Source organism: Olleya sp. UBA1516 (assembly GCF_002323495.1).
Taxonomy (GTDB): Bacteria; Bacteroidota; Bacteroidia; order Flavobacteriales; family Flavobacteriaceae; genus Olleya.
In genome coordinates this window covers 71598-85507 of sequence record NZ_DCQO01000012.1, presented here as the reverse complement: position 1 = coordinate 85507, position 13910 = coordinate 71598, and the positions used below count along the sequence as shown (strand labels likewise).

Genomic DNA, 13910 nt, shown 5'->3' with positions numbered 1-13910 from the left:
TCTTAGCTTCTGGTTAAGGCGTGTAATAAGGTTTTATTGTAAAAGTCCGGTTTGAGATATTGACTGTACTGAATGTTGCGCCTTATGACATCTCGTTTTTCATTACCAGCCCAAATGGGAAATTCTTGTTGTATATCGTTAATAGATTCTGCCGCAGCAATAGGAGATTGAATGAGTAATCTTACTTGATTGTGATCTTCAATTTGAATATTGTAATCCTTAGATATTTTTGGGCTATTGTATGGTAATTCATTTAATACCCTTTTCCCTAATTGCGACCTAAGATTTATTATATGGCTTTGCAAAACAGGTTCCGTTTTTAGGTTAGGATCACTCATAATTCTGAATAAACTTTCAAGTCCATTATTACTCATATAGTTTGAGATAATCTCCAATATCGATGAATAATATTGGTCACCTATTAGCTGACTAATTTCATTGATTGAATTTCCCCAGTGGCTCACTGCAATCCAATGAAAACAAAAACCCAAATCCTTTTCTAATTCAGGTATATCTTTCTGTACATACTCTATTGGATCTACTTGATTAATGCCTAATAATAGAAATGCTTTAGCTGCAACTTCGGAACTGCGAGAAATTGCCCTTAGCTGATCAAAAGTGGAAAATGGTAGTTCGTATTGCGTACAAATTTTAAAATAGCTTATTACCTGTTGCCAGACATCATCGTTAAATTCTGTAATTGAGAGTTCTTTATGAAAATTCTCAATACGCTCCTTACTATCTACAGTTAGAACCTGTTCGCTTGTTTTTACAAAACGTGGCATTAACTGATTGCCTTGCTTTTTTGAAGAAATGATAATGAACTGGTTTGAGATATCTGTATTTGGAATTAAGTAATCACCATCATTTCGCGAAAGCGGAATCATATCTATATCCTTAGCATTACAATTTACTGGTACAGCAAAAAGATCTAAATTATCATTGCTATCATATAAAGCAACTTGCCTAACCAATTCATTAGTAACATCCAGCGTATGACTAAAGCCTGAGATTTCAAACGTCTTTTTATTGGTGCCTTCACTTAATTCAAGGCAAACCGTATTTCTATAATTCATAGCATCTGCTAAGTAAAAAAGTCTTACAATTTCATCTTTGAAAGAAATTACGGGCTGAGTAGATTCTTTTACAACTTTAGTGATTTTTACATCCGTCTTTAGACTATTCTTAATAGTCAGAAAAGTCTCTTTATTATTCGTACTCAAAATACGCATACCATAAAGATTTGCCAGAGATAGTTTTTGATCTTCAGGGATTATTTGACCTTCACTATCAGTAATAATCATACCTTGAAACGGAGATAGTAAATCAAAATATAATTTCTTTTTACCGGAGTTTCCGATAGCGCCCTTTATGGTCGTTGGTATTTTTGAGTATTCAGTATTTAGTTTTAATGAATAATAATTATTGGATTCTGTGATTTCTACAAGACTTGATTCATTGAGTTTACAGGTAAAATAATCTAGGTTTTCAAATACAATTGATGCTGAGTGAATAGATTGCTCTGTAAATCTCGCTTTGAGATTGCCAATGTTGAAAAATGTATCATAGGCTACAAGGTCACCTTTTACAATCCTTATATCGAAGCAACCTGTTTTGATATACTTAAGGCTTGTAATATCATCCCAAGAATCTTTCGACTTATGTTTACGCAAATACACTTTGAAACGATTTCTTGAGATATCGTATCCATTTTCGTCAAAAACCAAGACTTTAGGAACTGTTTTAACGACAGGTAAGTTTGCCTTTAACATCCAGTTGGGTTTTTGTGTCTGAATTAACCAGTCAAAAGATTCTACATCAGTAAGAAAAACTCGTTCATAATTCAGTTCTTTAGATTGTACTTTAATTTCACCCTCAAAAGGCATCCATTGTAATGAATTTGAATATAATGTAACTTGGGAACAAGGAAGGTCTGACTTCCATCTGTTGGGAATCAAAACTGCTGCTTCTTTACTAGGTACCGAGTTGCCTTTTACTAATCGCCATTCGTTATCATTGAATCTACTCCATAGGCTTGGCTCTTCAAGATTAGGAATGATTTGCACAAAATCAGACACCTCTATTTTTTCATCATTACAGATGACATAAGTATAAGGGAACCCATCGGAAATGTTCCATTCTCTATTTTGCTGATTATACCAGTCCGTCTTATAACTATTGTTATTCATTCTACGGAATACACAGATTAAATTGTCATCCATATAGAATTGATATTCTTTTTCAGCAATCGAAAAGCCTAAAATGTCTTGTAATGTTTCTTGAGTGTAAGTGTTAGCCAGTCCCAATCTTAAAGTAATTTTACATTTATCATCATCAAAACGTAGTAGCCAATAGTTTTTAGGTTTTGACTGTCTCACCTTTTTTGATATTGATGCGCTCTTAACTTTCAAAGAGCTTGAAATTTCCTTTAAGGTATCTTCAGATTCTAGCAACTTGTCAAATTCACCATCATTATTAAGAATAGATTTAACTATCTCAAGACAATTCTCATAGACCATATCATTCTGACTTGATTTAGGTAGTAGGTCTATGATATGTGATTTAAACATAAAGTCTTCTATAGATGAAGGTTGTTCTACTAAAACTGCTTCTAAGAAATCTTTATATTTTCCTTGATTATCTGAAATATGCTTGAGCGGAAGTCCTCCTTGTAAGAGAAGTGTTTTAAATCGAAGAGTGTTTTGTTTTTTAATCCACTTTATCCCTAGTATTTGAGCTCCTTCAATTGCAAGTTTATAAAATGACTGTTCAGTAAAGTTATACTGCGCATTACCTCCAACAGAATTAAAAACTTCCTGCTTACTTGGTATGCCTCCATTGTAGTTCTTTTTCCACCAAAATGCATAATAGAGTGTTACATCTCTTGGGTCTATGTTTAAGGGTGTGGAAAATTGTAAACACTTTTTTAATTCATTAGATTCCTCTTCATTTAGAAAATACTTCCACAAGGATCTGTTATCGTGTTTTTGAAGGTTACGTTTTTTTAGTAAGGAAGAGAGAAAATTCATTGATTAGTTGTTAATTATGTGCCGTCAATTTTAATAATTCAAAATAAAACAATAGGTATGCAACTTATTTGCATAGCTAAGCGGTGTAATATTTTAGCATTTCTTGAGCTTGATTTTTTAGCTCGTTTTTAACAAAATCAGGTTCTAAGACTTCAACATCTTTTCCAAAGGACAAAAGTGTTTGATATAGTTCCTTGTTAGGAATCACTTTTATAATTCTGGTCAAACCGTTAGGATCTGAACGGTCTGTTTTCTGAGTTGCGCCGTGTATTGGTTTTGTATCGACGTATTTTATTCTGCTTTCGCGAAAGCGTAACTTAATAAGTACTGTATCTTCTTTGTTTTTTGAAACTCCAATAATATCATCGAAGTAATCGCCCCAATCAATAGTATCCTGTTTAATTGTTTGAGTAGTTTCTGTGAACGATATAATCCTGTCCAATGCAAGATTTGTAATACCAGTGTAAGTATCTTCTTTTTGATACCCAAAGAGAAACCATCTATTATTGTATTGTTTTAAGTGGTATGGATGTATGGTTCTTATGTGACTTTTTTCTTCTTTAAAAGACCTGTATTCTATGTTTAAAACTTTCTTTCTGAGTAACTGGTTGTATAACTTTCCAACCATAGACTGCCCAGTATAATCTCTATTACTTTGATAACTAATGAGACTATTATAATCTTCGTGCGCTAGCTTGAAAGAACTTTCTATTCTAGGAAAAAGTTCGTCAAGCCAATTAAAATCAGCTCTATTTCTATATCTGGACAATATTGCAAGGGTTTCTTCTAGCTGCTCCTTATCTGATTTGCTTAATAATTGATTTCCTAATGAATAATTGGGAGTAACATATCGAAATGCTTTTTTCTTCCCGTCATAAATCCCTTTTACAAACACTTCTAAATCATCTATATCATTAGACATACTTAGGTTGTCTTCAATACGCTCCTTTATATATTTGATATCATTTTGGATTGTTTTTCTGGCTACAGGAAATCCCATTTTCTCCTCTAAAACGTTTCCTAGTTTTTCAAGAGTATATAGACCAGAGCTGTATGAAAAACATTCATCTAGAATTGTTATTCTTTTTTGAAAATTTTTAGTGTTTGGCATTTGCTTTGACTTTATTTTTTAATTATTTCAAAAGGTCTTTAGGATCTACATCGAGAATTTTAGCAATTTTGTACAATATTTCTAAACTAGGTTGCGCTCGGTTTTGAACATATCCATTTACAGTATTAAAACTTTTACCAAGCCTATCAGCAAGCCACACTTGTTTAATTCCTTTTTCTTCTAAAACTTTTTTTATTCGATTCATTTCAAAGGGATTTGATTCCTAAAGATAGAAATACAGTGTATAAACACACTATAAAACGTTATGTTTTTTAGACATTCACTCGCAGGCCAATGATACCATAGAAAGTAGCAAAACTTTTGTACTCAAACTCATTTGCTACTCCTTAAGGAACCTCGTTTCCTTTTTACTAAAACTCTTTAAGCTTTTTGTATGAATTAGATCTGATAGCTAAAAGCGATATTTGCAGCTCGCATCCCTATGAAACTATGGGAAGCAGCAAAACTTTTGCACACAAATTGATTTCCTACTCCTTAAGGAACCTTGTTTTCTATTCACTAAAAATTTTGAGGTTTTTAAATGGGAAGTACATCAGATACCTTAGAGCGACATTGGCAGTTCGCATCTCTATAAAACAATGGGAAGCAGCAAAACTTTTGGACTAAAACTCATTTGCTACTCCTTAAGGAAGCTCGTTTTCTTTTAACCAAAACTCTTGAGGTTTTTTAATATGAATTAGATCGGATATCTGAAAGCGATACTAGCAGCTCGTATCCCATAAAACTATAGGAAGTAGCAAAACTTTTGTGTTCAAATTCATTTGCTACTTCTTAAGGAAGCTCGTTTTCTTTTTACTAAAACTCTCAAGGTTTTCAATTTGGATTAGATCTGATACTTGAAAACGATGACAACAGCGCGAATCCCTATAAAAATATGGGAAGTAGCAAAACTTTTGTACCCAAGTTCGTTTGCTACTCCTTAAGGAAGCTCGTTTTCTTTCTACTAAAACTCTTAAGGTTTTTTAATGTGTATTAGATTGGATATCTAAAAGTGAGATTAGTAGCTTGCATCCCCATAAAAATATGAGAAGTAGCAAAACTTTTGTACTCAAACTCATTTGCCACTCCTTAAGGAACCTCGTTTTCTTTTTACTAAAACTCGGGAGGTTTTTAAATAGGAATTAGATCTGAGACTTGAAAGCGATATTAGCAGCTCGCATACCTATAAAACTGCGCGAAGTAGTAAAACTTTGGTACTCAAATTCGTTTGCTACTCCTTAAGGAAGTTCGTTTTCTTTTCACCAAAACTCTTTAGGTTTTTTAATATGAATTAGATCTCATACCTAAGGTGATATTAGCAGCTCGTGTCCCTATAAAACTATGGGAAACAGCAAAAATTTTGCACTCAAATTCGTTTTCTACTTCCTATAGGAACCTAGTTTTCTATTTGAACTTCAAAGTATTATCAAAAATTGGCTCCGAAGCCATAAGTTATATGACAAATTGAAAACCTTTTTAGAGGTTGTATTTACAACTCGCATCTATCATAGTAAAACAGCACAAGATGTTTTTCAATCAATGCAAGTAACTTTTTCTAATCGATAGCTGCATTGGCTGCTGAGCATTATCATTTACACAAACATCATAAGTAGTGTCATTAAACAATTGAGCTAAAAACAACTACAAATTTTGAAGAATCCTAGTATTTACAATACTTCGGAATTTATCCCCTACATAAATTCAGCAACCGATTTATAAAATAAACTTAGTAAATCTGGTTTATCTAAAGCCTTAACGGTTTTCTCACAACTCAAAAACATTGCAAGTCGTGGTTTTTGCAAAGCAGTATCTAACTTTTCGTTATTCTTAAATTTTAAAATAGCAACTTGTAAGGCCAGTTGCTCTTGAGACTTTTTATTTTGTCTTAAAGTTTTTTGATACCATCTTTTTGTTCCGGTAAAACCAGATGGATTTTTAGGGTCAAAAAAGCGATTAGGTAATTGAACAAATCTGCTGGAATCTTTATCTAAATATTTTCTAACAATATTGATACGTTCTAAATATACCTGATGTACTAATTCTAAATTTTCATCAGAAACTGGCTCATACCATTTTAAAAGTAATCGCTTTGCTGTTTTTATTTGGCCATTCGTAAGCGGAGTTGCCGTGTAGAGTTCTTTAAAAGCATACTGCCATAGTTTATCTGCATAGCTATTTAGGGAAACGGAACGAGCCACATTAGACTCCAAAATTTCGGCACCAGTTTGCTCTGTGACTCGAGTGTTCCGTGCTGTTTCCCCTGCATTTTTATATTTTTTTGGGGCTATTTCCCCTGTGTATCTTGTAAAACTGTTTCCAGTAGCGTTGCGTGACTTTGAAGATAAAGTGAGTGGTAATGAGCTCGTATCTGTCTTCCACTTATCAACCGCTATTATTATATTATTTATGTAACCATTGTTACTAGTATCTCTATGAGGACAAGTTGTCGTTTTATTTTTAGCAATTACCTGATTATCAATAGCAACCTTATTTGACTTATTTCTGTCCGGATTTAGGTTTTCAACAGGTTTAGCTTTGGTTATACACAGTATCTCGGTCAAAATGAGAATATCATAACTCGCTCTAGAACCACGCCACTTTTTATGAGTAATTATTCCTGCCCGTTGCAATCTCTTAATATGTCTTTGTATCGTTCGACCGCTAGTGTTACTTATCGTTGCTAGATGTTTATTATTGGTCCGTAATGGTGGTAACGGCATCAGTGGATTGTACTTGATTTTTAAAAGTTCTAGACCATAGATTCGTATTAAATCTTTGGCGGTAGAAATAGTGGATTGCTTCAGCTTTTCGGCTACGCTTGTGCACTGCGCATTATAATTTTTAATGTATGTATCTAAAGCCTTGAGCGATTCAGAGTAAGGAATAATGGACATTCAATCCTATGATGATAAAACCTCAGTTATTTTCTGTCAGCCTTAGGGTATGAGAAGTTTGCTTTAATTGCAATTTTCAAACGTCAATAAGATGGTAAAACTACATTTTAAAATCGGCAATGACAACCATAATCACCTATTAAACAAATTGTTAAACATCAGTCAATAAAATATAAATTTAATGTAAACATATAGTAAACCTACTGTAAAAAATAAGTAGATACTTTTACAATTGATCAATAATATGATTATTATGTATTATAATAAATACATAATTGTATATTTGAGCAACTATAATAGCCAATGAAAAACAATCCTTCTGAAATAAATATTAAAGAACTCCTTCAAGAAGAAGCTTATACGGGCAAGTTCATTGTCGGTTTGCGACGCGCTTTATTATCACAATGGCAGCGCGATGGTTTTATAAGAGACCGCCGTGATAACCACGAGACTTGGGCGCGATTCAGTTTGTTGGAGATTTTGTGGTTGGAAATCATTCAGGAATTGAGAGCATTTGGTTTAAAAAGTGAAGCAATACAAACGGTTGGCGAGTACGCTTTCGCGAAAGCGGAACAAAAATTATTAAATGCCACCACAGAAATTTTATCAGAAGATACCAGCTATGTACTTAAGGTGCAGAAAAATGGTGTCTCTAATATTAAAAAACCAGTAGATGCTAATCAGATTTTTCAAGAACAAAAACCAGAAAATCATATTATCATCTACTTAAACGATATGGTCAACCGTAGCATTAGATGGTTGTTCAATCAGCCAAATACTGAATGGTCGCAAGGCTTGACGAGAGATGAAGTACAAGCGGTTTTGATATTAACGAATCAAAAATATGATTCCTTTAAATGCAAAGGGAAATCAGATATAGAAATTAATGAAAACGCAGCTCAGGTTGCAGAATTAATACAGCATCGAGACTATAGACGTCTTGAAATTATACTTGATGATAAAAGTATTTTTAGCGTGGCACGTAAAACGAAAGCTAGTTAAACGCTGGCGATTTTACAGTTAACATAAAGGACTCTATAAAAGAGCCGAATGTTTATCGCTTAACAATGTCATTTAAAGATAGTGAGAGTAAACAATTACAATTAGAAAAAACAAAGATGACTGCCGCTCGTCTGAAAACGTTTAAAGGATTTGAGCATTATAACGACTCGCAGGCAACATCTACTTTAAGAATTATGGAAGAGTTTGCAAACCTATTATGCAACCACATCCAAAATAGAAATTAAAATGAAAGACTTAGCCATATTTGAGAAATTTGCCAAAACAGGTAAGGGACAAAAATTACGAACTGATGGAAAAGCAGTTATTTACACACGCGTTTCTACAAAGGAACAAGCAGAAAATAATGCAAGTCTTGAAACTCAACTGAAATATTGTAAACAGCTAGCTGATAAGAAAGGTCTTGAAGTTATTGAGTATTTTGGTGGAACCTATGAGTCGGCTAAAAGTGATGAGCGCAAGGAATTTCAAAAGATGCTTAACTATGTCAAGCGAAGAAGCAACGTAGGATATATTATAGTTTACTCTTATGATAGGTTTTCAAGAACTGGAGCAAATGGCGCTTACATAAGTGACCAACTTAAAAAGCAAGGAATAGTCACCATATCGGCTACTCAAGAGGTAGACACCTCTACAAGTGCAGGTTCCTTCCAGCAAAACCTTTATTATATGTTTTCTCAGTTTGATAACGAATTAAGAAGAGATAAGTCTGTTTCTGGAATGCAAGAGAAACTTCGCAAGGGACATTGGACAGGCGCGTATCCATTTGGTTATACTAATGCTAATCCAGGAAAAGGAAAAACACCCAACTTTGTTATTACTAAAGAAGGAAAGCTTCTGAAACAAGCATTCTTATGGAAAGCAAATAGCAATATGTCTCACGTGGATATTGCTAAAAAACTACAGAAAAAAGGTCTTAACATAAACGATAAGCGATTGAGTGATTTGTTTAGAAATCCGTTTTATTGTGGCCTCATAGTAAACAGTCTTATTCCAGGAGAAATTATCGAAGGATTGCATCCATCATTAATCAGTAGAGAAGTATTTCTCAAGATTCACAACTTACTCAATGCTGGAGCCGAAACTAGAAAATATTCCTTTGATGATGAAAACCTACCTCTAAAAACCTTTCTTAAATCCACAGTTTGCGGAACACCTTACACAGGTTTTGTAGTCAAGAAAAAAGGATTGTACTACTATAAGAACAGACGTAAAGGAAGCAAGGAGAATAGAAGTGCCAAAAAGCTACATCAAGAGTTTTTAGAGCTATTAAAAACTTATACTTTAAAAAATGAAAAATTCATCGCTCCATTAAAAGAAATGCTTCATTATACGTTTGTAAGTATGAACAAAGAAGCCATAGAAGATTCTGAAAGACTTACGAAAGAAGTGATTGCTATCGAATTAAAGCTGGATCGTATAGAAGAGCGATATGTTTTTGAAGAGATCAATAAGTCGCAATACGATAAATTTAGAACCAAGCTACTCACTGAAGTCAACGAAAAGAAGAAAAATTTAACTCATAATACTTTTGATAGTTCAAACCTCAAAAAAGCGATTGACCGAGCTTTAAAATATGCGCTCAATCTACCATTATTGTGGAGTTCCGGAGATATTGAAACCAAAAGAAAACTTCAATATATGGTCTTTCCAGACGGTTTAGGGTATGACTTCAAAAACAAGAGAGTTCAAACTTTTAGAGTGAACTCTATTTTTGCTCAAATCGCTTGTTTATCAGATAAGTTAGGATCAAATAAAAAAGGGAACTTTCAAAATAAAATTGAAAATTCCCTTTCAGTGACCTCGAGAGGATTCGAACCTCCAACCCTCAGAGCCGAAATCTGATATTCTATCCAGTTGAACTACGAGGCCCAACTTGTATTTAAGATAACTTAGCCTTTACAATTGTAGATATCGTTTTACCGTCGGCTTTTCCAGCTAACTGACCGCTAACCATTCCCATGACTTTACCCATGTCCTTCATACCTTCTGCTCCTGTTTTTGCTATAACGTCATCAACAACTTTAGCGACTTCTTCATCACTCATAGCTTCTGGTAAAAATTGAGAGATTACTTCTGCTTCTGCCAACTCTGGAGCTGCTAAATCCTCTCGTCCTTGTTCTAAAAATATAGCTGCACTGTCCTTACGTTGTTTAACTTGCTTTTGTAAAATTTTAAGCTCTTGCTCTTCTGTTAATTCTTCTTTTGCACCACTTTCTGTCTGAGCTAATAATATAGCTGACTTAACTGCTCTTAAAGCTGTTAAGGCAACTGTATTTTTACTTTTCATTGCCTCTTTTAGGGCTGTCATTATATCTGTAGATAGACTCATTGTATGTATTATTTAATATTTATTACGAAGATAGTTAAAAGTATTTATTTAAGTAAGCTAACTGCAAGTGATGACCTGATTATAGCTTACAAAAAACCCGAAAAGTTTGAGGGAACTTTCCGGGTCAAAAAAATGGATTAATCTAATTGATTATTAATCTACATTATCGTGTAAAAAAGAATTATTGCTTCTTAATTGTATGTCGTCATTTTCATCCACACCTAAAGATGTTCTTGAAATATTATTATCTGACGAGTGTTGTCTGTCTTCTAGCTCTAAACCTTGACGTTTATATGCTGGAATCTTTTCTATATCTTCAATTTTTGAGCTATTGAATTTATGATTAAAATTTTTCATTTTCTTTCTGCGCTCATCTGCTCTACTTTTTAGTAACTCAGAAATTGGAGTATTCATTGGATCAACCTCAGCATCAATATCCACTTCTAATTCTTGAGCTTCAATTTGTTTTTTCTCAAAAACCACTTCTTTATCAACCTCAACTTTAGCTTCTGATACTTTAGTTGTATTAGTTTCTACCTCATCGTAGTCGTCTAAAGCATATCTAATTTCTCCTGACTGCGAGTTTTCTGTTACTGGAACAACTTCTACAAAATCATTAACTTCTAAGTTGCTGATTTCATCTGTTAAATTCATAATAACAGGTTTTTCTTCTTCCACAACAGGCTCTACTTCTGGCTCTGATAATGGCATATCAAAACTTAAGGTAATTTGTTGTTTCTTTTCAGTCTCTTCAATATGATTAACCTGATCTACTGAAGCACTTGAAGAAGTGATATTAAACTCTTCTGTCTCGTCTATTAAGGCATTAACTTGTGTGTAGTTAACATCTATATTTTTTATTGACTGAGTGGTTTGAACTAAATCTTGATCGTTAAGTGTTGTACTTTTTTGCTTGTTTACTTGCGCGATTTCAAAAGCTGATAATTGGTCATCCGTATCTTCTTCTAAATCTAATGTATGTACAACTGCTTTAGGTGTTTCTTTCTTTTCTTCTAATTCAATACTTGGTAAGATTATCGCAGGCTCTTTTTCTTTTTTGTTTAAATCCTGCTCCATATTTTGGTCATCTTCCAATGCATGGATTACCTTTTTAGTTTCGGTATTAGAAATTTCATTTTGTTGTTCAACATCAAAACCAGTTGCGATAATTGTTACTGAAATTGACTCTTCTAAATTGTCATCTTCACCAACTCCCATTATAATATTTGCACCATGACCAGCTTCATTTTGAATATGATCATTGATTTCTCCAATTTCATCAATAGTAATTTCTTGAGCACCAGAAACGATTAGCAACAATACGTTTTTGGCTCCAGTAATTTTATTATCATTTAATAATGGTGAATCTAATGCTTTAGAAATCGCTTCGTGCGCACGATTTTGACCTGATGCAGAAGCAGATCCCATAATAGCAGTTCCGCTATTACTAAGTACTGTTTTAGCATCACGTAAATCGATGTTTTGTGTGTAGTGATGTGTAATTACCTCTGCAATACCACGTGCTGCAGTAGATAAGACTTCGTCTGCTTTAGAAAAACCAGCTTTAAATCCTAGGTTACCATATACTTCACGTAGTTTGTTGTTATTAATCACAACTAAACTATCTACTTCTTTACGTAATTTTTCAATTCCTTCTTGGGCTTGAGCATTACGCATTTTACCTTCAAATTGAAAAGGCATTGTTACAATACCAACGGTTAAGATATCTAAATCTTTAGCCATTTTTGCTATGATTGGAGCTGCACCTGTACCAGTACCTCCACCCATTCCGGCTGTAATAAATATCATTTTTGTGTTAGTATCTAACATGCGTTGTAAATCGTCAAAACTCTCTACAGCTGATTGCTCTCCTACGTCTGGATTTGCTCCTGCACCTAATCCTTCTGTTAAGTTTAAACCTAATTGGATTTTGTTTGGAACACCACTGTTTTGAAGTGCTTGTGCATCTGTATTACAAATGACAAAATCTACACCTTTTATTCCTTGAAGAAACATGTGGTTTATGGCATTACTACCTCCTCCACCTACACCAATGACCTTAATGACATTAGATTGGTTTTTTGGTAAGTCAAATGCTATGTTTTCGAATTCGTTGTTGCTGCTCATAAATTCTATTTTACTGGATCAATTATTATTTTTTAGCGATACATACATCGCTTAGTATTCTTATGTATTTATTATTCTGCGTTATCCAAAAAGTCTTTTACTCTTTCTGTTAACGTATCTAAAAACGACTTGCGTTGTTTTTTAGGTGGTTCAATTTTTTCTACTTCTGGCACTTCTTCGTTTGCAATTTCTTGTGCTTGAATTTCTTCTTCAATCACTGCTTCTGCTTTTTTGCGGTCTTGACGTTTTAATCCGTCCATAACTAATCCTACTGCTGTTGCAAATAAAGGACTGGTTATTGCGTCATCACTATCTCCTGCAAGATGCTCGTTTGGATAGCCTATTCTGGTATCCATACCTGTTATATATTCTACCAGTTGCTTTAAATGTTTTAACTGGCTTCCTCCACCTGTTAAAACGATTCCTGCGATTAGTTTCTTTTTTTGTTCTTCGTGACCGTAATTTTTGATCTCAACGTACACTTGCTCAATAATCTCTACAACTCTTGCATGGATTATTTTAGATAAGTTTTTTAAAGTTATCTCTTTAGGATCACGTCCTCTTAATCCTGGAATTGAGACAATTTCATTGTCTTTATTTTCTCCTGGCCAAGTACTACCAAATTTTATTTTTAAAAGTTCGGCTTGTTTTTCAATAATAGAACAACCTTCTTTTATATCCTCTGTTATTACATTTCCTCCAAAAGGAATAACTGCTGTATGACGTATGATTCCGTCTCTAAAAATAGCTAAGTCTGTTGTACCACCTCCTATATCGATTAATGCTACTCCTGCTTCTTTTTCTTCTTGACTTAATACTGCATTGGCACTAGCTAGAGGCTCTAAAGTAATTCCTTCTAATGCTAATCCAGCACTTTGCACGCATCGTCCAATGTTTCGGATAGAAGATACTTGACCTACAACAACATGAAAGTTGGCCTCTAAACGACCTCCATACATACCGATAGGCTCTTTAATTTCGGCTTGACCGTCAATTTTATATTCTTGAGGTAACACATGGATAATTTCTTCTCCTGGTAGCATTACCAATTTGTGTACTTGATTGATTAAACGCTCTATATCCTCCTCGTCAATAACAGTCTCGCTGTTTGGTCTAGTGATATAATCGCTATGTTGTAAACTTCTAATATGTTGTCCTGCAATACCTACTGTAACACCTTCAATTTTTGTTGCTGCTGCAGCTTCTGCCTCGTTAATGGCTAACTGTATAGATTGTATGGTTTGTGTTATGTTATTTACTACACCACGATGCACACCCAAGCTTTTAGACTTACCTATGCCTAAAATTTCGACTTTACCATATTCGTTTTTACGACCAATCATAGCCACAATTTTTGTGGTTCCTATGTCTAATCCTACTGCAATGTTTTGTTCCAT

The 13910-nt window shown here is 33.9% G+C and carries 9 protein-coding genes and 1 tRNA gene; 2 read left to right on the top strand and 8 right to left on the bottom strand.

Features of this window, described 5'->3' with window-relative positions:
* Nucleotides 1–2: 2 nt before the first annotated feature.
* The 4 genes from B2989_RS07860 to B2989_RS07845 all read right to left on the bottom strand — a co-directional run bounded on the left by B2989_RS07860 (nt 3) and on the right by B2989_RS07845 (nt 7034).
* The gene (locus tag B2989_RS07860) at nt 3–3029 is read right to left on the bottom strand and encodes a hypothetical protein (RefSeq protein WP_292946916.1); all 3027 of its coding nucleotides are present in this window, start codon (nt 3027–3029) and stop codon (nt 3–5) included.
* Between the two features lie 76 nt (nt 3030–3105).
* Nucleotides 3106–4140 carry a helix-turn-helix transcriptional regulator gene (locus B2989_RS07855; RefSeq protein ID WP_292946914.1) on the bottom strand — a complete coding sequence of 345 codons (1035 nt, stop codon included), beginning with the start codon at nt 4138–4140 and terminating at the stop codon, nt 3106–3108.
* Nucleotides 4141–4162: 22 nt separating this feature from the next.
* Nucleotides 4163–4345, bottom strand: a complete 183-nt coding sequence (locus B2989_RS07850) for a helix-turn-helix domain-containing protein (RefSeq protein ID WP_292946912.1) — start codon at nt 4343–4345, stop codon at nt 4163–4165.
* 1486 nt (nt 4346–5831) lie between these two features.
* A complete protein-coding gene (locus B2989_RS07845; RefSeq protein ID WP_292946910.1) occupies nt 5832–7034 on the bottom strand; it encodes a winged helix-turn-helix domain-containing protein in 1203 nt (400 codons plus the stop codon).
* 303 nt (nt 7035–7337) lie between these two features.
* Between B2989_RS07845 and B2989_RS07840 the strand changes: the two genes are divergently transcribed.
* Both B2989_RS07840 and B2989_RS07835 read left to right on the top strand, forming a co-directional pair.
* Entirely contained in the window at nt 7338–8036 is a 699-nt protein-coding gene (locus B2989_RS07840) for a MerR family transcriptional regulator (protein WP_292946908.1), read from the top strand.
* 246 nt (nt 8037–8282) lie between these two features.
* The gene (locus B2989_RS07835; RefSeq protein ID WP_292947227.1) at nt 8283–9899 is read left to right on the top strand and encodes a recombinase family protein; all 1617 of its coding nucleotides are present in this window, start codon (nt 8283–8285) and stop codon (nt 9897–9899) included.
* On the opposite strand, the gene B2989_RS07830 is transcribed toward B2989_RS07835, so the two are convergent.
* The 4 genes from B2989_RS07830 to ftsA form a co-directional block, all read right to left on the bottom strand.
* A tRNA-Arg gene (locus B2989_RS07830) sits at nt 9853–9926 on the bottom strand. The genes B2989_RS07835 and B2989_RS07830 overlap by 47 nt on opposite strands.
* 10 nt (nt 9927–9936) lie before the next feature.
* Complete coding sequence (locus B2989_RS07825) at nt 9937–10386, bottom strand: GatB/YqeY domain-containing protein (protein ID WP_292946906.1); 450 nt, start codon at nt 10384–10386, stop codon at nt 9937–9939.
* Between the two features lie 153 nt (nt 10387–10539).
* Nucleotides 10540–12513 (bottom strand): cell division protein FtsZ, encoded by a 1974-nt coding sequence (ftsZ, locus tag B2989_RS07820; RefSeq protein WP_292946904.1) that lies wholly within the window; start codon nt 12511–12513, stop codon nt 10540–10542.
* Between the two features lie 71 nt (nt 12514–12584).
* Nucleotides 12585–13910 (bottom strand): cell division protein FtsA, encoded by a 1326-nt coding sequence (ftsA, locus tag B2989_RS07815; protein WP_145006120.1) that lies wholly within the window; start codon nt 13908–13910, stop codon nt 12585–12587.

Bases quoted from the DNA above. Each gene is read 5' to 3' on its own strand.
- B2989_RS07860 (WP_292946916.1), bottom strand. From the start codon at position 3,029: ATGAATTTTCTCTCTTCCTTACTAAAAAAACGTAACCTTCAAAAACAC.
- B2989_RS07855 (WP_292946914.1), bottom strand. From the start codon at position 4,140: ATGCCAAACACTAAAAATTTTCAAAAAAGAATAACAATTCTAGATGAA.
- B2989_RS07850 (WP_292946912.1), bottom strand. From the start codon at position 4,345: ATGAATCGAATAAAAAAAGTTTTAGAAGAAAAAGGAATTAAACAAGTG.
- B2989_RS07845 (WP_292946910.1), bottom strand. From the start codon at position 7,034: ATGTCCATTATTCCTTACTCTGAATCGCTCAAGGCTTTAGATACATAC.
- B2989_RS07840 (WP_292946908.1), top strand. From the start codon at position 7,338: ATGAAAAACAATCCTTCTGAAATAAATATTAAAGAACTCCTTCAAGAA.
- B2989_RS07835 (WP_292947227.1), top strand. From the start codon at position 8,283: ATGAAAGACTTAGCCATATTTGAGAAATTTGCCAAAACAGGTAAGGGA.
- B2989_RS07825 (WP_292946906.1), bottom strand. From the start codon at position 10,386: ATGAGTCTATCTACAGATATAATGACAGCCCTAAAAGAGGCAATGAAA.
- ftsZ (WP_292946904.1), bottom strand. From the start codon at position 12,513: ATGAGCAGCAACAACGAATTCGAAAACATAGCATTTGACTTACCAAAA.
- ftsA (WP_145006120.1), bottom strand. From the start codon at position 13,910: ATGGAACAAAACATTGCAGTAGGATTAGACATAGGAACCACAAAAATT.